The following is a 23756-nucleotide window of genomic DNA, read 5'->3' on the forward strand; positions in this document are numbered from 1 at the left end:
CGATCGGTGTGCAGTACAGACAGTGCACACGGGCGCTGGAGAGAACTTGAAACGAAAAGCATTCGACGACCCCAAGGTGCCCTTCCACCTGGAATCCGTCGTCACTCATCTATTTACTTGCGAGTGGCGGTGACAAACAGTCAACAGCGCACGGCGGCACGGCCAATACTCACGGTGACAACTGTCGGATAGATACAGAAGATCACTTTTGAATGTGACCAAGAAAGTGACGTACAAAGTTGCGGGTTCGTGATCTCAACGGTTGCGGACTTCCGACAACGAGACCGGCCCATCGCTCAAGGTGAGCGATGGGCCGGTCTATTCGGATTCAGTCGTACGGGTACCTCAGCAGGCGCCCTCGGCGACCTTCGACTTGCCGGACGTGGTGGCCGGAACGGTCAGGCAGACGACGCTGCTGCCGGAGGTCACCTGCGCCTTGCCACCACCCACGACCTTGACCGTGACACCCGGGATGGTCATGTCGGCGGCGGCGTCCTTCAGGTGCGCGGCCGGCTTGCCGCCCTCGCTCAGTGCCTTCAGGGTGGCCTGCGAACCGATCAGCTCGGCCCAGGTCTTGGCGTCGCCGCCACCGAGCCCGGTGGGGGCGCCCGCACCGGCGGCACCGTTGATCGCCTCGAAGATCTTGGTCACGTCGAGCTTGGTGACGTTGTCCGGGACGGCGATGTCAGCACCGTCGGCGATCTCGACCCGCAAGGTCGCGCGGCCGGTGTTGCCCTCGACGAACTGCAGGAAGTTGACCTCGAACGCTTTGAACTTCCCGTTGTCGACCCAGAGGTCCAGGACGATCGGCTTGTCGGCCGGCGGCTTCTCCAGCTCCGAGCCGAGGCTCTCGTTCAGCAGGTCGCCGGTACCCTCGCCGGCCAGTTTCGCGGCGGCCTCGACGAAACGCTTGGCCTCGGTGAACGCCTTGACCGTCGTGGTGGTGGCGACCAGGTGGGTCTTGTCCTTCTCGTCCCGGACGATCGTGGCGCCCTCGAGCAGGTTCTCCGCGCTGGTCTTCAACTCGGCGGCGATCGCGTCGTTCTGCGCGGGGTCGGCGCTCGGCGCCACCCCGGTGGTGCCCTGGGCGAGCTTCGTCAGGTCCTTGGAGTCGACCGAGACCCAGGAACCCGCGATCAGGGCGTCGATCCCCGGGATCGCGTTGCCCATCTCCGTGCTCAGCTCGTCGACGTCGGACTGCTTGCCGCCGAACTTGGTGACCAACTCGTTGACCGGCACCTTGACGTAGGCGACCTGGTCGACGACCCGGACCTCGGCACCGGTGACGCCGTCGATGGTCGCGTTGATCAGGGCCTTGTCGTCGGCCACACCCTCGCCCGCCTTGTCCCAGGCGACGGTGAACGACGAGTTGTAGAGCTTGCGGAGGATGTCGGCGTCCTCCTCCTTGAAGGTGCTGTCGTCCTTCTTCGCCAGCGCGATCAGGTCATCGACGTTGCCACCCGCCTTGATGGTGAAACCGGACTTGCCGGTCGCACCCAGCTCCTGCGCAGCCTGGCGCAGTTCGAGTTTCGGCTCGAGCTGCTGGAACTGGTTGGCGCACCCCGCGGTGACGGCGAGGGCGGTGACACCGGCGAGGCTGCCGGCCAGAAAGCGCTTCATGCGCGGACTTCTCCATTCGAGGGGCAACGCGACACTCCCCCGGCGTCGCGAACCGGAAGTGTAGGACCATCGATCAACGGCCCGCGCTCCCATTTCCCCCTATTGAGTCGTCCGTCTCCTCCCCGGCCTTCGACGACCAGCACCGATACCACTGTTCGACGGCACATTCCGGCCGATCGTCCAGCCGTCACCGTTTCACGTACTCCGCCAGATGTTCGCCGGTGAGCGTCGAACGACTCGCCACCAGTTCCGCGGGGGTTCCCTCGAAGACCACCCGGCCGCCCTCATGACCGGCGCCCGGGCCGAGGTCGACGATCCAGTCGGCGTGCGCCATCACCGCCTGATGGTGTTCGATGACGATCACCGATTTGCCGGAGTCGACGAGCCGGTCCAGCAGGCCCAGCAACTGCTCGACGTCGGCCAGGTGCAGGCCGGTGGTGGGTTCGTCGAGGACGTAGAGGCCGCCCTTCTCCCCCATGTGGGTGGCCAGCTTGATGCGCTGCCGCTCACCGCCGGACAGGGTGGTCAGCGGCTGGCCCAGAGTGAGATAGCCGAGACCGACGTCGGCGAGCCGTTTCAGGATCGCGTGCGCGGCCGGGAGCTTGGCGTCGCCCGCGGCGAAGAACCCCTCGGCCTCGGCCACCGGCATGCCGAGGACCTCACTGATGTCCTTACCGCCGAACTTGTAGTCGAGCACCGAGGCCTCGAACCGCTTGCCCTCGCACTGTTCGCACGGCGAGGCGACCCCGGCCATCATCCCCAGGTCGGTGTAGATCACTCCGGCGCCCTTGCAGGTCGGGCAGGCGCCCTCCGAGTTCGCGCTGAACAGGGCCGGCTTCACCCCGTTGACCTTGGCGAAGGCTTTACGGATCGGTTCGAGCAGGCCGGTGTAGGTGGCCGGGTTGCTGCGCCGGGAACCCTTGATGCCCGCCTGGTCGATCGCCACCACCCCGTCGCGCTTGGCGACCGAGCCGCGGATCAGCGAACTCTTGCCGGACCCGGCGACCCCGGTCACCACGACCAGCACACCGAGCGGGATGTCGACGTCCACGTCCCGCAGGTTGTGGGTTCCGGCACCACGGATCTCCAGCGCACCGGACGGTGTGCGGACCGAGTCCTTGAGCTGCGAGCGGTCGTCGAGGTGGCGGCCGGTGACGGTGTCGCTGGCGCGCAGGCCCTCGACCGTGCCCTCGAAGCAGATCTCGCCACCGGCGGTGCCCGCGCCCGGGCCGATGTCTACGACCCGGTCCGCGATGGCGATGGCCTCCGGTTTGTGCTCCACCACCAGGACCGTGTTGCCCTTGTCGCGCAGGCGCAGGAGCAGTTCGTTCATCTTCTGGATGTCGTGCGGGTGCAGGCCGATGGTGGGCTCGTCGAAGACGTAGGTGACGTCGGTCAGCGCCGACCCGAGGTGCCGGATCATCTTGGTGCGCTGGGCCTCGCCACCGGAAAGGGTGCCGGCCTGGCGCTCCAGCGACAGGTAGCCCAGGCCGATCTCGACGAACGAGTCCAGGGTGTGCCGCAGTTTCTCCAGCAGCGGGGCGACCGACGGCTCTGCCAGGTCGCGCACCCAGACGGCCAGGTCGCTGATCTGCATCGCGCACGCGTCGGCGATGCTGATGCCGTTGATCTTCGAGGAGCGGGCCGCCTCGGACAGCCGGGTGCCGTCGCACTCCGGGCAGCGGTTGAAGGTGATCACCCGTTCGACGAAGGCCCGGATGTGCGGCTGCATCGCGTCGACGTCCTTGGTCAGGAATGACTTCTGGATCGACGGGATCAGTCCGGCGTACGTCAGGTTGATGCCGTCGACCTTGATCTTGGTGGGCTCTTTGTGGAGCAGGTCGCTCAGCTCACGCTTGTTGTACTTCCCGATCGGCTTGTCCGGATCGAAGAAGCCGCAGCCCCGGAAGATCCGGCCGTACCAGCCGTCCATGCTGTAACCCGGGATGCTGATGGCGCCCTCGTTCAGGGACTTCGAGGCGTCGTACAGCTGGGTCAGGTCGAAGTCGTTGACGTTGCCCCGGCCCTCGCATCGCGGGCACATGCCGCCGGTGATGCTGAATTCACGCCGTTCCTTGACGGTGCCGCCGTTCTTCTGCACGGTCACCGCGCCCGCGCCGGAGATCGAGGCGACATTGAAGCTGTACGCCTGGGGCGAGCCGATGTGCGGGTCACCGAGCCGGCTGAACAGGATCCGCAGCATCGCGTTGGCGTCGGTGGCCGTGCCGACGGTCGACCGCGGGTCGGAGCCCATCCGCTCCTGGTCGACGATGATCGCGGTGGTCAGGCCCTCCAGCACGTCCACGTCCGGGCGGGCCAGCGACGGCATGAAACCCTGCACGAACGCGCTGTAGGTCTCGTTGATCAGCCGCTGCGACTCGGCCGCGATGGTGCCGAAGACCAGCGAACTCTTGCCCGAGCCGGAGACCCCGGTGAACACCGTGAGCTGGTGTTTCGGGATCTCGACGCTGATGTCCTTGAGGTTGTTGACCCGGGCGCCGTGCACGCGGATCGAGCGGTGGGCGGTCATCGGTGTCCTTGTCAGCTCAGTTGGTTGATACGCACCAGGTTGCCCGCGGGGTCACGGAACGCGCAGTCACGGACACCGTACGGCTGATCGGCCGGCTCCTGGACCACGTCCGCCCCGGTCGCCTGCAGCTTGTCGAACGTCTCCGCCAGGTCGGAGGCACCCAGGATGATCGCCGCGTAACTGCCCTTGGCCATCAACTCGGCGATGGTGCGGCGCTCGTCGTCGGTGATGCCCGGGTCGGAGACCGGCGGGTGCAGGACGATCGAGGTCTGCGGCTGGCCGGGCGGGCCGACCGTGATCCAGCGCATGTCGCCGTAACCGACGTCGTTGCGCACTTCGAAGCCGAGGCCGTCGCGGTAGAACCCGAGCGACTTCTCCGGGTCGTCGGCGGGCAGGAACGCGGAGTGGATTACCAGGCTGCTCATGCCTTCGATGCTAGAGACGCGGCGTCGACGGTGGCTTCTCGATTCCTGACCGGCCGGGTCACCTGTTTGGTCACACATCCGGGCAGGCCCTGCAGCTCGTCGGCGCCGAGTCTGCGATAGGCGCCCGGCGAGATGCCGACCAGCTCGGTGAACCGGGTGGTGAAGGTGCCCAGCGACGAGCAGCCGACCGTGAAGCACACGTCGGTGACGGACAGGTCGCCGCGGCGCAGCAGGGTCATCGCGCGCTCGATCCGGCGAGTCATCAGATAGCTGTACGGCGACTCACCGAACGCGGCCTTGAACTGCCTGCTCAGGTGCCCCGCGGACAGGTGCACGTGACTCGCGAGCGCCTCCACGTCGAGCGGCTGCGCGTAGTCACGGTCGATCCGGTCCCGGACACGGCGCATCAGCACGAGCTCCCGCAGGCGTGGATCGGTCACTGTGCCAGGATAGGGGGCTGGTCGCTGAGGATCCGCTCGTAGAGATGGCTGTCCTGCCAGGCGCCGTTCAGGTAGAGGTGGCTGTGTGCGGTGCCGTAGTGCGCGAAACCGTTCCTGAGCAGCACCTTCTGGGATGCCACGTTGGCCGGAGCGGTGCCGGCCTCGACCCGGTGCAGGCCGCGCTCCCCGGCCGTCCGCAGCAGGGCGCCGACGGCAGTCCCGGCCAGCCCTCGACCCTGTTCGGCGGCGTCGACCCAGTAGCCGAGGTTCGCGCCGCACAGTGGGGCGGGCGTGATGGCGGAGAGCGAGGCGTAGCCGACGACTGTCGCGCCCCGGGTCAGCAGCAGGCTGATCAGTTTGCCGTCCTGGTTCTGGCGGACCAGCGACCGGACCCGCTCGCGCTGGCCGTCGAGGGTGAAGAACGATGCGGGGCGCGGGGGTTCGTGCGGGGCCAGGTGCTCCCGGTTGCGCAGGTGGGCGTCGAGAAGGACAGCCGTGTCGTCCTCGGTGACGGCACGCAGAACGATCGAGTCGGACATCGACGCATCCTATTGGTCGCCTGGGGTTCACGTGATCCCTACCGGGAATAGGCAACCTTCCTTTATATTCACGCGCACCGATACAAGGAGGATGCGTGCGGAAGGTCGCGGCCGTCATGGCCGGAACACTGCTGGCAGCCGGATTCACCACACCGGCCCAGGCCGCCCCGAGCCGGGCGGAGATCGCCCTGCGCTGGGCACCGATCCACTACCAGGACGTCGACACCACCGGCGCGCACGCGCTGGGCGGCAAGAGTGACTACATCACCCGGTACGACTTCGACGACAACCTCAACGGCCGCGACAACTGGGACAACGCCGGTACCAACGCCGACGCCGCGGCCTACTACTCGGTGCTGGAGACGAGCACCCACTACTACCTGACGTACCTGTTCTTCCATCCGCGTGACTGGATCGACCACCCGTTCTTCGAGAGCGAACACGAGAACGACGCCGAAGGAGTGCTGGAGATCGTCGAGAAGGACGGTTCCGAGTACGGCAGCCTCAAAGGCGCCGTGACCGTGGCGCACAGCGACTTCTTCTCCTACAAGCCGGCGAGTAGCGGCTGGTCCAACGGCACCGAGACGATCGACGGCACGCTGCAACTCCAGTCGTCGCCGCACGACTCGTTCCAGCACCCGGTCACCGCCCAGGAGCGGGGCGGGCACGGACTGAAAGCCTGGCCGCAGTACGACATCAACGGCGACGGCATCGTCTACTACCCGTCGCTGACCGTCTCCGAGGCGCCCGCCAGCGCCGACGACCGGGACGTCCGCTACCAGCTGATCGACCTGTTCGCGGGCGGCGGGATGTGGGCGCAGCGCGACAACGCCACGCTCTTCGCCTCGCTCGGCACGTTCGCCGGGGACACCAGCGGCGGGTGTGGAGTCGGCACCTACTCGTGCGGCACCAACTCCGCCAACGCGCCGTGGGGCTGGGACGACGGCAACGACGCGGTCAGCCGAGGTGAGCTAGCCACCGATCCCGCCAAGCTCACCGCCTCCTACTTCACCGTCAACGGAACGCTGTCCCGCGCCTACACCTACAACCCGTATTCGTCGGCGGCCGCCGCCCTCAAGGCCGCCCGGACCCTCCCGCCCACGATCGACTGACTCCAGCAATTCGGCACCTCTGGTCCGCCGGGGACGATGTGGCTGCTCAGTCTCCGGCGGACAGGCGGTGCAGGTCGCGCAGGGTCTCCGAGGCCGCGATCGGGCCGAGCCGGCCGAACTCCGGGACGGCGACGGCGTTGCCGAGGACGCGGGGCTCCGCCATGTCGTACATCATCGGGTCGTAAGCCGGCGCGAACGCGACCGTCACGGTATGGCCGCCGGGCCAGTCCCGGACCAGACAGCCGTGCCCGTCGCCGAAGCGCCAGCCGCGGGTCGCCATCGCGTAGAGCAGCCCGGCACTGACCTTGGCACCGGCGAACTCGCTGATCTCGGTGGCCGCCGCCTGCCCCGGACCGAACCGGTGAACCGCCCGGCTGAGCTGTGGAAACGGCTGGGTCACCTCGTAGTCCTCCAGAATCCCGGCCCACGTCGCGGTGAGCTCCGGGTCGCCGGTGGCCGGGTGATACAACTGGACCGCCATGCCGTCGTCCAGGGTCAGCGCCGCGTCGTCGTGTCCGGAGAGGGTGCGGTCCTCGGCGATCCGGAAGCTCGGGCCGTCCACGATCCGCCAGATCAGTGCCCCGGCGATGTGCCGGACCAGCGGATGGTCCCGGAGCAAGGCGGTGAAGTCCGGGCCGCGCCAGGTCCGCTCGGTCAGCATCGCTTCCTCGAGGGCGCGCAACCGCTCGGCGGCCACGTCCTTCAGCTCGCGTTTGAGCGTCGTGTAAGCCGCCTGTGCCTCGGCGGCCCGGTCGGTGTCGTCGGAGGCAGCCGGTTTCGGCAACCGTTTCAGGACCCGCCCGGCCTGTTCACCGGTCTGCGGCGTCAGCTCACGGATCTGCGGTGTCAGCCACTGGTCGAAGGTGACCACGAACCGGCGCGAACCGTAGTCGAGGAGCAGCCGCCCGTCCGCGCCCACGTCGAGGTCGGGCACGATCCGGTCGGCCAGCTGTGCGGGGCTGAGGCCACGGACCTCGGCGATCCGGTCGAGTTTCTCCTCGGCCAGTTTCCGGAAACCCTTCTGTTTCGCCTTGCGCGCCACCCGCCGCAGGTGGGTGAGGGCCACGTCGGAGCCGATCGCGCCGAGCACTTCGATCCCGGTGCGGACCCGGGCTGCGGCGCCGAACGCCCACTCGCCGAACAGCGCGGACACCGCGGGCACGGTGGTGTCGTCGCCGAGCAGCCCGAGGGCGAGCATCGCGTGTTTGTCGCCGCTCGGATGATCGGCGGCCCGCCACTGGGTGAACAGCCCCCAGGCGAACGCGGCCAGCCCGGCCCGGTCACACGTGGTGCGCACCTCGCCGAGACCGGGGCGCGGCGCGGCGAAGGTGGACCGGGCGATCAGGTCGATCAGCTCCCGGACGGCTGGTTCGGGCAGCACGGCCCCGGTCCGCAACGGCACTCCGGGAAGCGCCCCGACGACCAGCCAGCCGGGCAGCCGCTTGGCCTTCGCGCCGGTCCGCAGCGCCGCGGGCACGTCCGTCCCGGCGGCGACCGGAACAGCCGGCGTGGCACCGATCTCCTCGATCCGGGCGCGGGCGGCTACACCGAGCGAGGAGGGGCCGGACACGGCGGCTGCGGCCACCTCGGGGTAGGCGAGCACGTGGTTCCGCAGCACGTCGGCGACGACCGACCGGTGGCGCTCGTCCACTGTCTCCCAGTCGGCCAGCACTCGCAGAGCGCGCGCCGGATCCCTCTTTGTGACCTTGAGGAGGGCCGGGGTGACGTACTTCAGGTCGGCGCGTTCGGCCAGCAGACCCAAGGCCTCGTCGGTGGGGATCGCGGCCAGCCAGGTGATCGCCTGTCTACGGTCGGCGGCACGCTCGAACACCGTCGTGTACTTCTCGCCCATGTCGAGCCGGACCGCCAGGCCCCGGCCGAGACCGGCACCGAGGACCTCGTCGACCAGCACCCTGTCCTGCGCCGGAAGCTCGTCCAGGACGGCGGCGGGAACCGTGGCGATGACGTCCCGGTAGATCGACGGCAACCACTGCTGGTTACGCGGCCGTTCACCCAGCTCGCTCCGGGCCAGCACACGCAGCGCCCGAGCCGGATCGCGGGTCAGGGCGCCACACTCGTGGAAGTCGGCGAGGTGGGTGTCGAGCGTCGTGTCGATGACGCGTTGCAGGGCGTCGTCAGCCGGGATCGCCATCAACGTGCTGAGGGCCTGCTCGGTGAGCCCGTAGGTGTGGCTCGACCTGATCCCGGCCACGTCCCCGAACCGCCGCTGGTTGAGCACCTGCATCAGGTCGAGGCCGAGGACGTCGGCCAAAGTGCCGAGCATACGGTCATGGGAGATCCAGGCGTCCTCGATCCCCACCGGGCTCCGGTCCATCGCCTCGTCCAGCGCGCGGAACTGGGCGGGTGTCCCGGCGGCGAGGACGAGCAGGGTGTGCAACCGCCCTTCCAGGCCCAGGCGGCGGTGGTCGATCTCGAACTGCCCGTACCACTCGGCCATCCCGGCTATGTCCGCGTCGATCCACTCCGGCCGCGTCGGCGTCAGGAACGACGTGATCATCCGCTGCGGGAGAGGACCGGCTCGGTAGCCACCAAGGGTGGTCAGCGCTGCCGCGTAGTCGTCGTCTCCGGCGACCGCGAGCCGGGCCCGGACCACCGTCGCGGCCTTGAACAGCGCTTGTTCGTCGGCGTACATCCGGTCCTGCTCTGGATCGTTCCGGTTCCACCAGTCCTGAAGGCCGCCGCTGCCGAGAGATCGGGCATAAACCGTCTCGTCGCGCCGGAACGGATGGAAGATCAGCGTGACCATCTCGGCGACCGCCCGGGCCGCGAACACCACACCGCACCGCTGGACCCACGCCTCGGCCGGGAGTGTGGCGTCGTCACCACCGAGCAGCAGAGCAGCCGCGGCGGCACCACGCGGAGTGAGGGTGCCACCGGCGGCCCAGGCGGCCGCGAACTCCAGCGCCTCAGCGCGCGGGACGTCGTTGAACACCACACCCTCGACGATGCCCAGCGCGGGGTCGGCGAGCAGTCGGCCCCACTCGTCGGCGGCGTCTGCGGACGGCTCCGGCCAGGGCACCGTCATCCCACCGCGGCGCGGAACGACCTGTGCCCGCCATTGTTCGGGGATGACCCAGCCCGACATCCGTACCTCCGTTGGTCTCGATGTCGAGCGAGTCTAGAAGGGGGGTCCGACAGAATCAGTCCGGGAGCACCGCCAGGCCGGCTCGCGCGACGATCTCCTGGAGGGCGGCCACGTGACCGGCGAAGGCCTCGTGCCCTTGCGGGGTCAGCCGGGCCGACGTCCGGGGGCGTTTGGCCACGAAGGACTTGCGGATCTCCAGGTAGCCGGCCTCCTCCAGGGTGGTGAGCTGCTTGGAGAGTGCCGAGTCGGACATCGCCAGGCTGTCGCGGAGGAACTTGAAGTCGGCCCAGTCGGTGGCGGCCAGCATGCTGACCAGCGACAGCCGGGTGGGGGCGTGGATCAGGTCGTCGAAGCGGCTCACCGGGTGCCGGCCAGCGGGCGGGACAGCATGAGTCCGCGCAGGTGGGACATCAGTCGCGGGCCACCGAGAGCCATGCCCACAGCGACCGGGACGATGGCCACCGTGGCGGCGAACGGCACGTCGCGCGCGTCGAGGGTGAACCCGAGAGCAAGACCGAGAGCGATCAGTACGGCGGCGAAGCCCAGGATGGTGAGGATGCCACGGGGGCCGATCAACTCGTACCGCACCTGGACCTTCGCCTTGCGGACCACCGCGATGATCACCGCGCCCAGCCCGAGGGCGTAGGTCATCGAGCCGACCGCGATCAGCCAGGGGATCTCGCTCTCGATCGCGGCGACGAAGAGGATCATCAGGACGCCGACGGCGGACCAGAACCAGTTCGGCACGAGGTTGGTGTCGACGACCTGCTCGCGGCGGGCCTGCATCTCGGCGAGGGCGAGTGCGGCGTCGTTCGGCGGGATACTCATTTACTTCCTCCTCCGGAACTAACTTTCCTATCAGGAAAGTACACCTCCACTTTCCCGCCGGGCAAGTACTTTCCTAGAGCAGGTCAGGCCATCAGATGGAAACACGTGCGCCCTTCCGCCGAGATCCAGGTCGTGGCAAGATTGGATCCAATCTTGGTGAGATCGTATGCCAATGTTGATGGGAGGGCCTGTGCTCAAACGCGAGGAGAACGAACGCGTCACCCGCAGCGGGCCGGGCACGCCGCTCGGCAGCCTGATGCGCGCCTACTGGCAACCCGCCGCCCTGGTCTCCGAAATGAGCCCGGAGCGGCAGGTCAAGCCGGTGCGGCTGCTCGGTGAGGACCTGGTGCTGTTCCGCAAGCCGGACAAGACATGGGGCCTGGTCGGCCGGTTCTGCGCGCACCGTGGCGTCGACCTGGCCTTCGCCCGGCACGAGGAGGGCGGCCTGCGCTGCCTCTATCACGGCTGGCTCTACGGTGCCGACGGCCGCTGCAAGGAGCAGCCGGCCGAGCCCGCGCACAGCCGGTTCGCCGAGAAGGTGCGCATCCCCAGCTACCCCTGCGTGGAGCGCAACGGCATCGTCTTCGCCTACCTCGGTGAGGGCGACCCGCCCCCGCTGCCGGGTTACGACGCCCTGGAGGCCCCCGAGGAGTTCACCTTCGCCTTCAAGGGCCTCTGGGAGTGCAACTGGCTGCAGGGCCTGGAGGGCGGCATCGACCCGAGCCACGTGTCGTTCCTGCACCGGTTCATCGATGAGGACCCCCGCGAGGTGTACGGGCAGCAGTTCAGCGAGATCGTCGAGGGCACCGGGCAGAAACTGTCGAAGCTGGTCGGCGACGCGTACCGTCCGGACATCGAGGTCGAGGAAGCCGAGCACGGCCTCCGGGTGTATGCGTTGCGCCAGCTCACCGAAGAGGTGAAGCACGTCCGCATCACGAACCTGGTGTTCCCCAACGCGTTCGTCGTCCCGTTCGGCAACAGCAAGGTCTTCATCCAGTGGCACGTGCCCGTGGACGATTTCAATCACTACTGGTACATGATCTTCTACGACTTCGCCGAGCAGACCGACAAACAGACGCTGCTGCAACAGCGGCTCACCGAGGTGTCACTGCCGGACTACCGGCCGCTGCGCAACCGGGAGAACAACTGGGGGTACGACCCCGCCGAGCAGCGTGACCTCACCTACACCGGGATGGGCCTGGACATCAACGTCCACGACCAGTGGGCGGTGGAGAGCATGGGCCGCATCCAGGACCGGACGGTCGAGCGCCTCGGCATCTCCGATCGCGCGGTGACCGCGAACCGCCGGATGCTGCTGCGCGCCATCGACGCGTTCGCCGACGGCGGCACCGTCCCGGCCCGGACCGGCGATCTGGACGGCCCCCTCGCCGTGGACACGATCGCGCCGACCGCCGACTGGGAGGCCACCTGGCGCCGTCGCGAGCAGGAGCGCCGCGACGCGTCCCCGTGGGCCGGGGAGAAGGAAAGGCAGAACGTTGCGCAGCGTTGACGAGCGCCCGATGGCCGAAGGTGGCGGCGGCTGGGACGCCCGGCCGATGCTGGCGGCCGAGCGCGGCGGGTTCATCGACCGGCACGGGCTGTGGGACAACCAGCAGTGGGCGGCGGCCGGCCAGATCCGCCGGGTGATCGACGAGCTGGGCCTGGAGCTGATCCGGTTCTCCTTCGCCGACCAGCACGGGATCCTGCACGGCAAGACGCTGACCAGGTCCTCGATCCCGGGGGCGCTGCGCGACGGGGTGACCGCGCCGAGTTCGCTGCTGTTGAAGGACTCGTCGGGCCGCTCGGTGATGCCGGTGTTCACGCCGGACGCCGAGCCGGGTTTCGCCGGAGCCGGTGACGTGGTGCTGGTGCCGGACCCGACGACGTTCCGGGTGCTGCCGTGGGCGGAGAAGACCGGCTGGGTGCTGTGTGACCTGCGGTTCCCCACCGGCGCCCCGGTCCCCTACTGCACCCGGAGCATCCTGCGGGAGCAGCTCGGGCGCCTGGAGCGCAGCGGCTACGACATGACGGTCGGCGTGGAGCTGGAGTTCCACGTCTTCAAGGACGGCAGACAGAACCGGGGCGGCCAGCTCCTGCTCGAAGAGGGGCTGGACGAGTACGACGAGGTGGTGCAGCTCCTGCAGCGCGGCCTGCGCAGCCTCGACCTGCCGTTGCGCTCGATCGAGCTGGAGTTCGGCGCCGGGCAACTGGAGATCACGCTTCAGGCCGCGCCGGCCGCCGAGGCCGCCGACCACGTCACGCTGCTGCGTTCGGCGATCCGGCAGATGTGCCGGCGGCAGGGTCACCACGCCACGTTCATGTCCCGGCCCGCCGGAACGGCGAGCGCGTCCACCGGCTGGCACCTGCACCAGTCGTTGCGGGAGCGGGCGACCGGCCGGGCCGCGTTCGAGCCGGGTGCCGACGAGACGCTGATGTCCAGCACCGCACGGCACTGGCTCGGCGGCCTGCTGAAACACGCCCCGGCCGCCGCCGCGTTCGCCACGCCGACAGTCAACGGCTACAAGCGCTACCTGCCGTTCTCGCTGGCTCCGGACCGGGTGCTGTGGGGCGCCGACAACAAGGGCGCGATGGTCCGAGCGGTGAGCGGCCGCCTGGAGAACCGGTCCGGCGAGCCGGCTGCCAACCCGTACCTCTACGTCGCCTCGCAAGTGATCAGCGGCCTGGACGGGCTGATCAAGGCCCTGGACCCGGGACCGCCCACCGAGAGCCCGTACGCCACCGACGCCGTCCTGCTCCCGCAGTCGCTCGGCGAGGCGATCACCGCTCTCGAAGCCGATCCGGTGTTCGCCGAGGCCCTGGGCCAGAAGACGATCGACTGGTACGGCCGGATCAAACGCGACGAGTTCGCCCGCTACCTGGCGCATGTCTCCGATTGGGAGCAACGCGAATACTTCGACCTCTTCTGAGAGGATATTTCAGACATGCGCAGCCTACTGATCGACGGCGAATGGATCGAACCCGGCGAGCGGGAGACCATCGAGGTCCTCGACCCGTCCACCGGCCAGTCGATCGCCACCATCGCCCAAGCCACCGACGACGACGTGGACCTGGCCGTGCAAGCGGCGAACCGGGCCCACGCCGACCGCCGCTGGTCGGGTCTCGCCCCCATCGAGCGCACCCGGGTCCTGACCCGGATCGCCGACCTGATCGAGGAGAACCTCGAGGAACTCGCCGTCCTGGAGACCCGGGACAACGGCAAGCCGATCGAGCGGTCCCGCGCCGACACCGCGTTCTCGGCCAAGGACTTCCGGCACTTCGCCGGCGCTCCGGGCCGCCTGACCGGCACGGTCGTCCCGATCGACGGTGGCGCGCACCACGTCTACACGGTTCTGGAACCGGTCGGGGTGGCCGCGCTGATCCTGCCGTGGAACTTCCCGATCATGACGGCCGCCCACAAACTGGCACCGGCCCTGGCGGCCGGCTGCACGGTGGTGGTGAAACCGGCCGAACAGACCCCGTTGACCATGCTGCGGATGGCCGAGCTGTGCGAGCAGGCCGGGCTGCCGCCGGGCGTGCTGAACGTGCTGACCGGCGACGGCCGGACCGGTGCGGCCCTGGTGGCGCACCCGGGCGTGGCGAAGGTGTCGTTCACCGGCTCCACCGAGGTCGGCCGCAAGGTGATGGTCTCGGCGGCGGCGACCACCAAACGGCTGACCCTGGAACTCGGCGGCAAGAGCCCGAACATCATCTTCGCCGACGCCGATCTGGACGCGGCGACGGCAACGGCGATGCGGGCGAGTTTCGGTCACTCCGGGCAGATGTGTACGGCCGGCAGCCGCATCCTGGTGCAGCGGTCGATCCTGGACGAGATGGTCGAGCGGCTGACCGCGGCGACCCGCAAGGTGCCGGTCGGCAACGGGCTGGACGGCGGGATCTCGGTCGGGCCACTGGTCTCCGAGGAGCAGCGGGGCATCGTCCTGTCGTACATCGAGAAGGGTGTCGCCGAAGGCGCGACGGTCGCCACCGGTGGCGGCGTTCCGGAGCGGCCGGGCTACTTCGTCGAGCCGACGCTGTTCACCGGGGTCACGAACACGATGACGATCGCCCGGGAGGAGATCTTCGGGCCGGTCGCCGGGGTGATCGCGTTCGAGGACGAGGCGGAGGCGATCGCGATCGCCAACGACACCTGTTTCGGCCTGGCCGCCGGGGTCTGGACCAAGGATCTGTCCCGCGCGCACCGGATGGCGTCCGCTCTGCACGCCGGCACGGTGTGGGTGAACACGTACAACATCTTCGACCCGGCGCTCTCGTTCGGCGGCGTCGGCGACTCCGGCCTCGGCCGCGATCTCGGCGACGAGGCCCTGCACTCGTTCTGCGAGCGCAAGGGCGTCGTGATCGCGCTATGAGCACCTCTTCGTACGATGGGATCCAATTACGTGACTTTGACATCCAAGGCCGCGCGATGAACACCGCAGCACTGCGGGCCGCCACCCCCGGCGCCCGGCACGCCCGGCACTTCAACGCCGCCGGATCGGCCCTGCCCAGCGAGGCCGTTCTCGCGACGGTCATCGAGCATCTGCGACTGGAGTCGCGGATCGGTGGTTACGAGGCCGCGGCGACGGCCAAGGACCAGTCCGAGCAGGTGTACTCCCTGGCCGCGCGGCTGCTCGGTGCCGACCCGGCGGACATCGCCCTCACCGAGAGCGCCACCGTCGCCTGGCACCGGGCTCTCGACGCGCTGCCACTGAAGCCAGGTGACCGGATCCTGGCCGCCGCCTCCAGCTATGTCAGTTCCGCCCTGCACCTGCTGGAGCTACGCCGGTCCAAGGGCATCGAGGTCGAGGTGCTGCCCTGCGCCGACGACGGCACGGTCGACCGGCAGGCTCTCGCCGACGCGCTGCGCCGGCCGGCCGCCCTGGTCACGGTCGCGCACGTGCCGACCTCGTCCGGCCTGATCGAACCGGCTGCCGAGATCGCCGCCCAGTGCCGTGCCGCCGGGGTTCCGCTGCTGCTGGACGCCACGCAGTCCCTCGGTCAGATTCCCCTCGACGTGACCAGCGGTGACATCATCGTCGGCACCGGCCGCAAGTTCCTGCGCGGCCCGCGCGGCACCGGCCTGCTCTACGTCTCCCCCGCGATGCGCGAGATCATGCGGCCGTCGCACCCGGACGTGCGCGGCGCGGTCTGGCAGAGCGACGACGCCTACGAGCTGGCCGCCGGGGCCCGGCGCTTCGAGACCTGGGAGACGGCGCACGCACTGCGGCTCGGTCTCGGCACCGCGCTGCGCGAGGCCCTCGATCTGACGATCGAGGAGATCAACCGGCGCACCACGACCCTGGCGGACCGGTTGCGGTCCGCGTTGTCGGCAACCGCGGGGGTACGCCTGACCGACCCGTCCGCGGGCGGCGGCGCGATCGTCACGTTCGTGCTCGACGGCGAGCAGCCGGTCGACACGGTCCGCCGGCTGCGGGCCGCCGGGGTGCACGTGGTGTCGGTCCCGGCCAGCCACGGTCGCTGGGACCTGGAACGCCGCGGCCTGGACGCGGTGGTCCGCGCGTCGGTGCACGTCTACAACGACGACTCCGACGTCGACGCTCTGACCGAGGCGCTCAAGGTCCGCAAGAACGCTCCGGCGCTGATCTCCTCGGGCGCCCGGGCCGACACCATCGTGATCGGCGCGGGTGTGCACGGCGCGTCGGCGGCCTGGCACCTGGCCCAGCGCGGGGTGAGCGTGGTGCAGCTGGACCGCTTCCCGGACGGGCACACCGAGGGTTCGTCGCACGGGCACACCCGGATGATCCGGCGCGCCTACCCGAACCCGATCTGGGACGACCTCGTCGACCGGGCCTATCTGGCCTGGGCCGAGCTGTCCGAGGCGGCCGGGGTGCCGTTGCTGACCACGACCGGTGGCCTCTACGCACGGCCCGCCGCTGACGGCTCCCCCGGGCTGCGGGGCCCAGGTGTGCAGACCGTTCCGGTGTCCCGGTTCGCCGGGCTGCGGCTGGGCAGCGAGTTCACCGCCGTCTTCGACCCCGCCGCCGGAGTCCTCGACGCGGCGGCCACCATGCGGTCGCTGCGGGAGCTGGGCCTGGCGCACGGGGTGGACCGGCGGGCCGGCTGCACGGTGGAGAGCTGGAGTGCCGACGGGGACGGCGTCACCGTCCGGACCGCGGACGGTCTGCTGCGAGCCGATCGCCTGGTCATCGCGGCCGGACCGTGGACCGGGACGCTCGTACCATCACTGAAGGATCTTCTGCAGGTCGTCCGGATCGTCAACATCTTCATCGGTTCGTCCGATCCGGCCAAGCTGGCGCCGCCGGCGCTCGGGCCGTTCTCGGTCGAGGTGCCCGGGGTGGGGCTGCTCTACGGGCTGCCCGCGTTCGACGGCAGCGCGGTGAAGATCGGCCTCGACCACGGCCCGGCCGACGACCTCGGCCCGCAGACACCGGTGACCGCGGCCGAGGCGGGTGAACTGCTCGCGCTGGCCCGCCGATTCCTGCCCGCGGCCGACGGTGACGTGGTCGACTCGGTGTCGTGCCGGTACACCATGGCGCCGCGGAACCGGTTCGCGGTCGGAGCGCTGCCCGACACACCGCAGGTGCTGGTCGCGGCGGCGTGCTCAGGTCACGGGTTCAAGTTCGGCCCGGCGATCGGGGCCGCACTGGCCGACCTGGCTCTCGGCAAGCATCGCCCGGACCTGGACTTCCTGGCACCGGGCGAACTCTGATGACTGCCGCCGCGCTCGCCGGTCAGGCGAAACCGTGGTCGGGCCCGTGGAAGACGGTGCCGGACCGGCGCTCGTACCATCGGGCCAGCTGCTCGCCGGCCTCGATCACGTGTGCCTGCATCTCGCGGCGGGCGGTGTCGGCGTCCTCGGCGTCGAGCGCGGCCAGGATCCGCTCGTGCTCGGCGAAGTTGTCGGCGCGGTGCCGGGGGTGCTCGTGCAGCACCAGCGCGGAGACGTTACGCGGGAACGCCTCGTTGATCTCTTTGATCACCCGGGCCAGGCGCTCGTTGCCGGCGATGTGGTGGATCATCGTGTGGAACCGGTCGTTGGCGGCGTGCGACGCCGCGTCGGGTGGGGCGTCGCCGGGGCGCAGCAGCTCGTTGGTGAGCCGCAGCTCGGCCAGGCTGTCCCGGGTGATCCGGCGGACGGCGCGGGCGCAGGACAGGCCCTCCAGCTCGGCACGCACCTCATACGCCTCCCGCACCTCCCAGGGCGCCGGGACGCGGACCACCGCGCCACGGTTGGGCACCACCACGATGAGGCCACCGGTCTGGAGCTGGCGCAACGCCTCGCGGACCGGGGTGCGGCTCACGCCGAGAGTCTTGGCCAGCTCCGCCTGCCGTAGCTGGGCTCCGATCGGGATCTCACCGGACATGATCCGGGCGCGGATGGCGGCGGCGGTGTCGTCGACGAGCGCGCTCGACGCGTGGAAGGAAACAGGGTCCATGGCGGCCTCAACGAAAGCAGAGTCGGGGGATGCGGGCGTCACCCTAGCAATGTCGTCAACCTAGCAAGGTCATCGATGGCCCGCTTTATGGATCCAATCACTCTATCTTCGTATCCCGAAATCACCTATGGTCATACCACGAAAGGAGCCTCCGATGAGCGTGTGCCACACCACAGCCTCACCGGTCCTGCGCTCGCACCCGCTGGACCCGCCGACCACCATCGAGATCAACCTGGCGGTCGACGCGGCTCGCACGGACGGCCGGCTCGGTGACCGGCCCCGATTCTGGGGCGCCACTCTCGGCGAGACGCATGCCCGCAAGGTCGTCGCCGGCTCCGCCACCGGTGTGCTGCTGACCCTGGTCGCCATCGCGACCGGCGGGTCGGCCGCCTGGGAGATCGACGCCGTGGTCACCGGCGACAAGGCGGAGGCCGTCGACTGGCGTGCGATCGATCCGCGCCGGCCCGGCATCACCTCCGACGAGGCCCGCGCGGCCGCCCAGGCCTGCCGGGAGAGCGAGTTGTTCCGCGAGGTGATGGCCCGGCGCGGCATCCACGACGTCTCGCTCGTGATGATCGACGCCGAGTCGATGGGCGGTTTCGAGGGGAAATACGCCGGCCGCCGGGTCACCTGGGGCACCGTCTGGCACCGGACCGAGGAGGCGGACAACGGTTACGCCCGCCCGGTGCAGGGTGTCGTCCCGATCATCGACATGACCACGATGGAGGTCCTGGAGGTCGAGGACCACGGGGTCATCCCGGTCTCCGAGGAGGCCGGCCTGCTGACCACCGGCGCGTTCGGCCCCGACCGCGAGGGTCTCAAGCCGCTCGACGTGGTGCAGCCGGAGGGCCCGAGCTTCTCGGTCGACGGCTGGAAGGTCGACTGGCAGGGCTGGACGTTCCGGATCGGCTTCACCCACCGCGAGGGCCTGGTCCTCTACGACCTGGAGTTCCAGGGCCGGTCGGTGCTCAAGCGTGCGGCCTGCAACGAGATGTATGTGCCCTACCTCGACTCCAACTCCACCCAGTTCCGGAAGAACTTCTTCGACTGGGGCGAGTACGGTGCCGGCCCGCTGACCAACTCGCTGTCGCTGGGCTGCGACTGTCTCGGCGAGATCTACTACTTCAACGGCATCCACCTCGGCGGTTACGGCGAACCGGTCTCGATCGAGAACGCCGTCTGCATGCACGAGGAGGACGCCAGCATCCTCTGGAAGCACAACGACCTGCGCCGCGGGGTGTCCGAGGTGCGCCGCAGCCGCCGGCTGATCGTCTCGAACTTCCAGACGGTGGCGAACTACGACTACGGCTTCTACTGGTCGCTGCACCAGGACGGCCGGATCGAGCTGGAGGTCAAGCTCACCGGGATCCTGTCGGCGTCCGGTATCAACGAGGGCGAAGAGGCTCCGTACGGCCGGATCGTCGCCAAGAACGTCCAGACCCCGATCCACCAGCACTATTTCGGCGTCCGCCTGGACACCGCGATCGACGGCGACCTGAACCGCCTGGTCGAGGAGCACGCCGAGGCCGAGCCGGACGACACGCTCAACCCGTACGGCAACGCGGTCCGCTACGTCCGTGAGCCGCTGACCGTCGAGACGGCCCAGCGCAACGACCCGAGCATCGCCCGGCACTGGCGGATCGAGAGCGCCGACAAGACGAACCGGTACGGCGAGCCGACCGCGTACCGCCTGGCGATCCCGAACACCACCCGCAGCTTCGGCCGGCCCGAGTCGGTGATGTCGCGCCGCGCCCCGTTCATCCACCAGCACCTGTGGGCCACCCCGTTCGACGAGTCCGAGCAGTTCATCGGCGGCCAGTACCCGAACCACGCCGAGCCCGGCGAGGACGGCGTACACGTGTGGCAGGAGCAGCAGCGTTCGATCGACGGCGTGCCGCTGGTGGTCTGGCCGGTCCTCGGTGTGCATCACCTGCCGCGCCCCGAGCAGTGGCCGGTCATGCCGGTCGAGGCGATTCACCTGGTCCTGGAGCCGGACGGCTTCTTCGACCGCAACCCAGCACTGGACATTCCGGACCCCGCGGCATCCCGCGGCGACAGTTCCTGCTGCTCGTAAACATCGCGTTCATATAAGGGACACACGCCTGCGATGAGCGGGCCGCAGAATTGGATCCAATCTCCTCCGAATGACATCCCAAATCGGCAGACTTTAATACACCCCCCGGAGTGCCACATGGAACTAGGCAACCAGGCAGTCTCCCGCCGCACACTGCTGCGCGGCGCTTCGATACTCGGCATGGGCGCCGGCCTCACCGGCCTCCTCGCCGCCTGCGGTATCGCCGCCGAGGAGGGTGACGCCGGCGGCGCCGCCAAGACCGGCGGCACCCTCACCCTGGCCATCGACGGCACCAGCGCCGTCAACGACCCGGCCTTCTACACCACCCTCGGCGACTGGATGGTCGTCGACTGCATCTGCCGCGGCCTGACCTTCATCTCGTACGACACCACCGAGCCCACCCCCGACCTGGCCGAGAGTTGGACCATGTCGGACGACGGCCTGGTCTACACCTTCAAGTTGCGTCAGGGCGTCACCTTCCACGACGGCACCACCTTCTCCTCGGCCGACGTGGTCGCCAGCTTCAAGCGGCAGTTCGACGAGAAGGACCCCACCCTGCCCGAGGGCGCGTCCCGCCCGTTCAACTCGGTCGGCAAGAACCTGAAGGAGATGACCGCCCCGGACGCGAACACCTTCGTGATGACCCTGCTGAAGCCGGACCGCACGCTGCTCGGCCGGCTCTCCGACATCGGCGCCCGGATCATCTCCAAGGCCGCCCTGGAGAAGTACGGCAAGGACATCGGCAAGAACCTGGTCGGCACCGGCCCGTTCAAGTTCGCGTCGGCCACCTCCGGGCAGAACGTCACGCTCACCGCGTTCGACGCCTTCCGCCTCGGCAAGCCGCCCATCGACCGCCTGGTGCTCCAGCAGGTCACCGACCCGTCCACGATCGTCAGCTCGCTGCTGTCCGGGGACGTGTCGGCCACCCAGTTCACGCCGTACTCGGCGCTCTCACAGCTCAAGAGCGACAAATCGGTGACCGTCTACGACACCCCGAAGAGCTTCGACGCGTTCATCATGATGGACGTCCGGCGCATCCCCGAGCTGGAGGTGCGCCAGGCCATCAACCTGGCGATCGACCGGCAGGCCCTGATCGCGCAGGCGTTCTTCGGCGCGGCGGTGCTGCCCGACGGCTACACCATCCCGTCGGGGCAGGACGCGTACGACGCCTCTCTCGCCGATCTGTCGAAGACCGACGTCGCGGAGGCCAAGCGGCTGATCCAGGCCGCCGGCGCCACCGGCCGCACGGTCCGGCTGATGGCCGCCAGTGACTCCTGGCACCCGAAGGCCGCGCAGATCATCGCGCAGAACCTCACCGACATCGGCCTCAAGGTGGAGACCGACTCGGTGGACCCGGCCGCCTACTTCAACCGGCTGCTCGCCCCGGACGACAAGTTCCACGACCTGATGATCTGGGAGCGCAACGGCTACTACCCGGACGCCGACGACATGATCGGTTCCCTGGCCCGGCCGTCCGGCGTCTACGGCGACTTCATCTCCGGCTTCAACACCCTCGACGGTTCGGCGGCGTACGCCGACAAGCTCTTCGAGGCCAAGAACATCGCCGACACCGCGGCCCGCAAGGCCCGGTACTCGGAGATCCAGCGCGAGTGGGCCGAGAAGTACATGACCCTCTCGATGCTGGTCTGTGCCGCGAACCCGGTGGTCAGCGGCGCGAAGGTGAAGAACATGAACTGGAAGGCGCTCGGGTCCCACCGCACCTACATGGAAAACGCGAGTGTCTGAAACGACCACCACGTCCGGCCTCCGCTCCGCGTTCGCGGGGCGGAGGCTGGGCCGCGGCCCCCTTGCTGCAGGGTCGTGGATCGTGGTGGGGTTCTTCGTGCTCGCCGCGATCGTCGGGCCGCTGCTGGTGTCGGGCGACCCGACCCGCAACACCAACGACACGCTGCTGCCGATGGGTGCTGCCGGGCATCTGCTCGGCACCGACGACCTGGGCCGTGACGAGCTGGCCCGCCTGTTGTACGGCGCCCGGCCGCTGCTGATGGTGGCGTTCCTGTCCACCGCCCTGGCCGCGGTGCTCGGCATCGGTGCCGGGCTGATGGCCGGTTACCTGGGCGGCAAGGTCGAGTGGCTGATCATGCGGCTGATGGACCTGGCGCTGGCCTTCCCGTCGATGCTGCTGATCATCCTGATCGTGTCGGCGTGGCAGCCCGGCGTCAGCAGCCTGGTCGCCGGGATCGGTGTGGCCCTGGCCCCCGGACTCGCCCGGCTGGCGAGAGCCCTGGCCGCCCGTGAGGCCGGCCGGGACTACGTGCTCGCCGCCAAACTGGGCGGCACCCGCGGGCCGCGCATCCTCGTGCAGGAGATGCTGCCCAACCTCGCCGGGCCGATGCTCGCCCAGGTGGTGATGACCCTGTCGGTCGCCGCCGGGTTCGCCGCCGGCCTCTCCTACCTCGGGCTGGGCATCCAGCCCCCGACACCGGACTGGGGATACATGGTGCAGGCCGGACAGGAGTTCCTCTACACCGCGCCACGCCTCGTGGTGCTGCCCGCCGCCGCCACTCTGCTCTTCGTGGTGGCCTGTAACTTCGTCGGCGACGACCTGCGCGACGCCCTCGACCCGCGGGCCAACCGATGACGGCCGCGACGAGCACCCTGACCCGGCTGCGCGGCACCCCGTGGCTGGTGCTCAAGCGCCTGGCCGCCGTGCCTCTGGTGCTCCTGGGCCTGAGCACGATGGTCTTCATCGCGATGCGGCTGCTGCCCGGTTCGCCGGCCACCAGCCTGGCCGCCGGCGGCACCGGCGGGAACCAGAGCGCCGCCGAGATCACCGAGAACGCCGAGAAGATCAACGCAGCGCTGGGCCTCGACAAGTCGCTGCCCGATCAGTACTTCTCCTTCCTGGGTGACCTGTTCACCCTGAATCTGGGCTCCTCGTTCTACGGCGGCAACTCGATCACCGGGCTGCTCGGCGACTCGCTGCCGGCCACGATCGAACTGACCGTCGCGGCCATGCTGATCGCGGTCCTGCTCGGCATGGTCACCGGCATCGTCGCCGCGCTTCGCAAGGACACCTGGATCGACACCACGACCCGGGCCATCGGTACGGTCAGCTTCTCCCTGCCCTGGTTCGCCCTCGGCGTCCTGTCGATCGTCGTCTTCGGTGTGTGGCTGCGCTGGCTGCCGGTGATCGGGCGGCTCCCCAACGAGCTGGACTATCAGCCGTTCACCAACTTCGTCCTGCTCGACGCGGTCCTGCAGGACCGGCCCGAGCTGATCCTGCCGTGGCTGGAACACCTGCTGCTGCCGGCCGTCACCCTGGCGCTGTCGATGGCCGGGTTCATCACCCGCATCGTCCGGGCGTCGGTGCTGGAGGTGCTCGGCGACGACTTCGTCCGGACCGCACGGATGAAGGGCCTGTCCAGCGGGGCCATCCTGCGGCGGCACGTCCTGCGCAACTCGTCGCTGCCGATCGTCACCGTGCTGGGCCTGCAGTTCGGCTCACTGCTCGGCGGGTCGGTGATCACCGAGACGGTGTTCAGCTATCCCGGCGTCGGCAACCTGCTCGTCAACGGGATCCTCCAGCGCGACTATCCGATCGTGCAGGGCGCGGCCCTCGCCATCGCTCTGCTCTTCACCCTGGTCAACGTGGCGGTCGACCTGCTCTACCTGGCACTCGACCCACGCCTGAGGAAGGCCTGAC

The 23756-nt window shown here is 69.2% G+C and carries 18 protein-coding genes; 9 read left to right on the top strand and 9 right to left on the bottom strand.

The window, feature by feature from the left end; genetic code table 11:
* Positions 1-345: 345 nt before the first annotated feature.
* The 5 genes from BLU81_RS16280 to BLU81_RS16300 all read right to left on the bottom strand — a co-directional run bounded on the left by BLU81_RS16280 (position 346) and on the right by BLU81_RS16300 (position 5554).
* The gene (locus BLU81_RS16280; protein WP_092545455.1) at positions 346-1620 is read right to left on the bottom strand and encodes a hypothetical protein; all 1275 of its coding nucleotides are present in this window, start codon (positions 1618-1620) and stop codon (positions 346-348) included.
* A gap of 187 nt (positions 1621-1807) precedes the next feature.
* Positions 1808-4150, bottom strand: coding sequence for an ATP-binding cassette domain-containing protein (locus tag BLU81_RS16285; protein WP_092545456.1), 2343 nt, complete (start codon positions 4148-4150; stop codon positions 1808-1810).
* Positions 4151-4161: 11 nt separating this feature from the next.
* Positions 4162-4575: a VOC family protein gene (locus BLU81_RS16290; protein ID WP_092545457.1), complete on the bottom strand. Its 414-nt coding sequence runs from the start codon at positions 4573-4575 to the stop codon at positions 4162-4164.
* A complete protein-coding gene (locus BLU81_RS16295; RefSeq protein WP_092557164.1) occupies positions 4572-4982 on the bottom strand; it encodes a helix-turn-helix transcriptional regulator in 411 nt (136 codons plus the stop codon). The genes BLU81_RS16290 and BLU81_RS16295 overlap by 4 nt, the downstream gene beginning before the upstream one ends.
* Before the next feature lie 29 nt (positions 4983-5011).
* On the bottom strand, positions 5012-5554 hold the full coding sequence (locus tag BLU81_RS16300; protein WP_092545458.1) for a GNAT family N-acetyltransferase: 543 nt from the start codon (positions 5552-5554) through the stop codon (positions 5012-5014).
* A 95-nt stretch (positions 5555-5649) separates the two neighbouring features.
* On the opposite strand from BLU81_RS16300, the gene BLU81_RS16305 reads away from it, so the two are divergent.
* The gene (locus tag BLU81_RS16305; RefSeq protein ID WP_231954583.1) at positions 5650-6666 is read left to right on the top strand and encodes a hypothetical protein; all 1017 of its coding nucleotides are present in this window, start codon (positions 5650-5652) and stop codon (positions 6664-6666) included.
* Positions 6667-6712: 46 nt separating this feature from the next.
* Here BLU81_RS16305 and BLU81_RS16310 read toward each other — a convergent pair whose 3' ends face one another.
* From BLU81_RS16310 to BLU81_RS16320, 3 genes are read right to left on the bottom strand one after another with little or no spacing between them, the layout of a single operon-like run.
* Positions 6713-9772, bottom strand: coding sequence for a DUF4132 domain-containing protein (locus tag BLU81_RS16310; protein ID WP_157751623.1), 3060 nt, complete (start codon positions 9770-9772; stop codon positions 6713-6715).
* 55 nt (positions 9773-9827) lie between these two features.
* Positions 9828-10133 (bottom strand): winged helix-turn-helix domain-containing protein, encoded by a 306-nt coding sequence (locus BLU81_RS16315; RefSeq protein WP_092545460.1) that lies wholly within the window; start codon positions 10131-10133, stop codon positions 9828-9830.
* Positions 10130-10600 carry a hypothetical protein gene (locus tag BLU81_RS16320; protein WP_231954584.1) on the bottom strand — a complete coding sequence of 157 codons (471 nt, stop codon included), beginning with the start codon at positions 10598-10600 and terminating at the stop codon, positions 10130-10132. Before BLU81_RS16320 ends, BLU81_RS16315 begins: the two co-directional genes overlap by 4 nt.
* 190 nt (positions 10601-10790) lie before the next feature.
* Between BLU81_RS16320 and BLU81_RS16325 the strand changes: the two genes are divergently transcribed.
* Genes BLU81_RS16325 through BLU81_RS16340 form a run of 4 tightly spaced genes read left to right on the top strand, consistent with a single transcriptional unit; the run spans position 10791 to position 17288 of the window.
* Entirely contained in the window at positions 10791-12110 is a 1320-nt protein-coding gene (locus BLU81_RS16325) for an aromatic ring-hydroxylating dioxygenase subunit alpha (protein ID WP_092545461.1), read from the top strand.
* The gene (locus tag BLU81_RS16330) at positions 12097-13527 is read left to right on the top strand and encodes a glutamine synthetase family protein (protein WP_197686238.1); all 1431 of its coding nucleotides are present in this window, start codon (positions 12097-12099) and stop codon (positions 13525-13527) included. Before BLU81_RS16325 ends, BLU81_RS16330 begins: the two co-directional genes overlap by 14 nt.
* Before the next feature lie 15 nt (positions 13528-13542).
* Positions 13543-14967, top strand: coding sequence for an aldehyde dehydrogenase family protein (locus tag BLU81_RS16335; protein ID WP_092545462.1), 1425 nt, complete (start codon positions 13543-13545; stop codon positions 14965-14967).
* A gap of 56 nt (positions 14968-15023) precedes the next feature.
* Positions 15024-17288: an aminotransferase class V-fold PLP-dependent enzyme gene (locus BLU81_RS16340; protein WP_197686239.1), complete on the top strand. Its 2265-nt coding sequence runs from the start codon at positions 15024-15026 to the stop codon at positions 17286-17288.
* A gap of 22 nt (positions 17289-17310) precedes the next feature.
* On the opposite strand, the gene BLU81_RS16345 is transcribed toward BLU81_RS16340, so the two are convergent.
* Positions 17311-18015 (bottom strand): GntR family transcriptional regulator, encoded by a 705-nt coding sequence (locus BLU81_RS16345; protein ID WP_092545464.1) that lies wholly within the window; start codon positions 18013-18015, stop codon positions 17311-17313.
* A 154-nt stretch (positions 18016-18169) separates the two neighbouring features.
* On the opposite strand from BLU81_RS16345, the gene BLU81_RS16350 reads away from it, so the two are divergent.
* The 4 genes from BLU81_RS16350 to BLU81_RS16365 all read left to right on the top strand — a co-directional run bounded on the left by BLU81_RS16350 (position 18170) and on the right by BLU81_RS16365 (position 23755).
* On the top strand, positions 18170-20089 hold the full coding sequence (locus tag BLU81_RS16350) for a primary-amine oxidase (RefSeq protein WP_092545465.1): 1920 nt from the start codon (positions 18170-18172) through the stop codon (positions 20087-20089).
* A gap of 117 nt (positions 20090-20206) precedes the next feature.
* Positions 20207-21835, top strand: a complete 1629-nt coding sequence (locus tag BLU81_RS16355; RefSeq protein ID WP_092545466.1) for an ABC transporter substrate-binding protein — start codon at positions 20207-20209, stop codon at positions 21833-21835.
* Positions 21828-22691 carry an ABC transporter permease gene (locus BLU81_RS16360; RefSeq protein ID WP_197686240.1) on the top strand — a complete coding sequence of 288 codons (864 nt, stop codon included), beginning with the start codon at positions 21828-21830 and terminating at the stop codon, positions 22689-22691. Before BLU81_RS16355 ends, BLU81_RS16360 begins: the two co-directional genes overlap by 8 nt.
* Complete coding sequence (locus tag BLU81_RS16365; RefSeq protein ID WP_172890563.1) at positions 22688-23755, top strand: ABC transporter permease; 1068 nt, start codon at positions 22688-22690, stop codon at positions 23753-23755. The genes BLU81_RS16360 and BLU81_RS16365 overlap by 4 nt, the downstream gene beginning before the upstream one ends.
* The last annotated feature ends 1 nt before the right edge of the window (position 23756 follow it).

It is taken from the genome of Actinoplanes derwentensis, assembly GCF_900104725.1.
GTDB lineage: Bacteria > Actinomycetota > Actinomycetes > Mycobacteriales > Micromonosporaceae > Actinoplanes > Actinoplanes derwentensis.

Coding starts and splice junctions, on each gene's coding strand:
- BLU81_RS16295 (WP_092557164.1), bottom strand. CDS start 4,982: ATGCGCCGTGTCCGGGACCGGATCGACCGTGACTACGCGCAGCCGCTC.
- BLU81_RS16300 (WP_092545458.1), bottom strand. CDS start 5,554: ATGTCCGACTCGATCGTTCTGCGTGCCGTCACCGAGGACGACACGGCT.
- BLU81_RS16355 (WP_092545466.1), top strand. CDS start 20,207: ATGGAACTAGGCAACCAGGCAGTCTCCCGCCGCACACTGCTGCGCGGC.
- BLU81_RS16350 (WP_092545465.1), top strand. CDS start 18,170: ATGAGCGTGTGCCACACCACAGCCTCACCGGTCCTGCGCTCGCACCCG.
- BLU81_RS16365 (WP_172890563.1), top strand. CDS start 22,688: ATGACGGCCGCGACGAGCACCCTGACCCGGCTGCGCGGCACCCCGTGG.
- BLU81_RS16340 (WP_197686239.1), top strand. CDS start 15,024: ATGAACACCGCAGCACTGCGGGCCGCCACCCCCGGCGCCCGGCACGCC.
- BLU81_RS16310 (WP_157751623.1), bottom strand. CDS start 9,772: ATGTCGGGCTGGGTCATCCCCGAACAATGGCGGGCACAGGTCGTTCCG.
- BLU81_RS16290 (WP_092545457.1), bottom strand. CDS start 4,575: ATGAGCAGCCTGGTAATCCACTCCGCGTTCCTGCCCGCCGACGACCCG.
- BLU81_RS16335 (WP_092545462.1), top strand. CDS start 13,543: ATGCGCAGCCTACTGATCGACGGCGAATGGATCGAACCCGGCGAGCGG.
- BLU81_RS16285 (WP_092545456.1), bottom strand. CDS start 4,150: ATGACCGCCCACCGCTCGATCCGCGTGCACGGCGCCCGGGTCAACAAC.
- BLU81_RS16345 (WP_092545464.1), bottom strand. CDS start 18,015: ATGGACCCTGTTTCCTTCCACGCGTCGAGCGCGCTCGTCGACGACACC.
- BLU81_RS16280 (WP_092545455.1), bottom strand. CDS start 1,620: ATGAAGCGCTTTCTGGCCGGCAGCCTCGCCGGTGTCACCGCCCTCGCC.
- BLU81_RS16320 (WP_231954584.1), bottom strand. CDS start 10,600: ATGAGTATCCCGCCGAACGACGCCGCACTCGCCCTCGCCGAGATGCAG.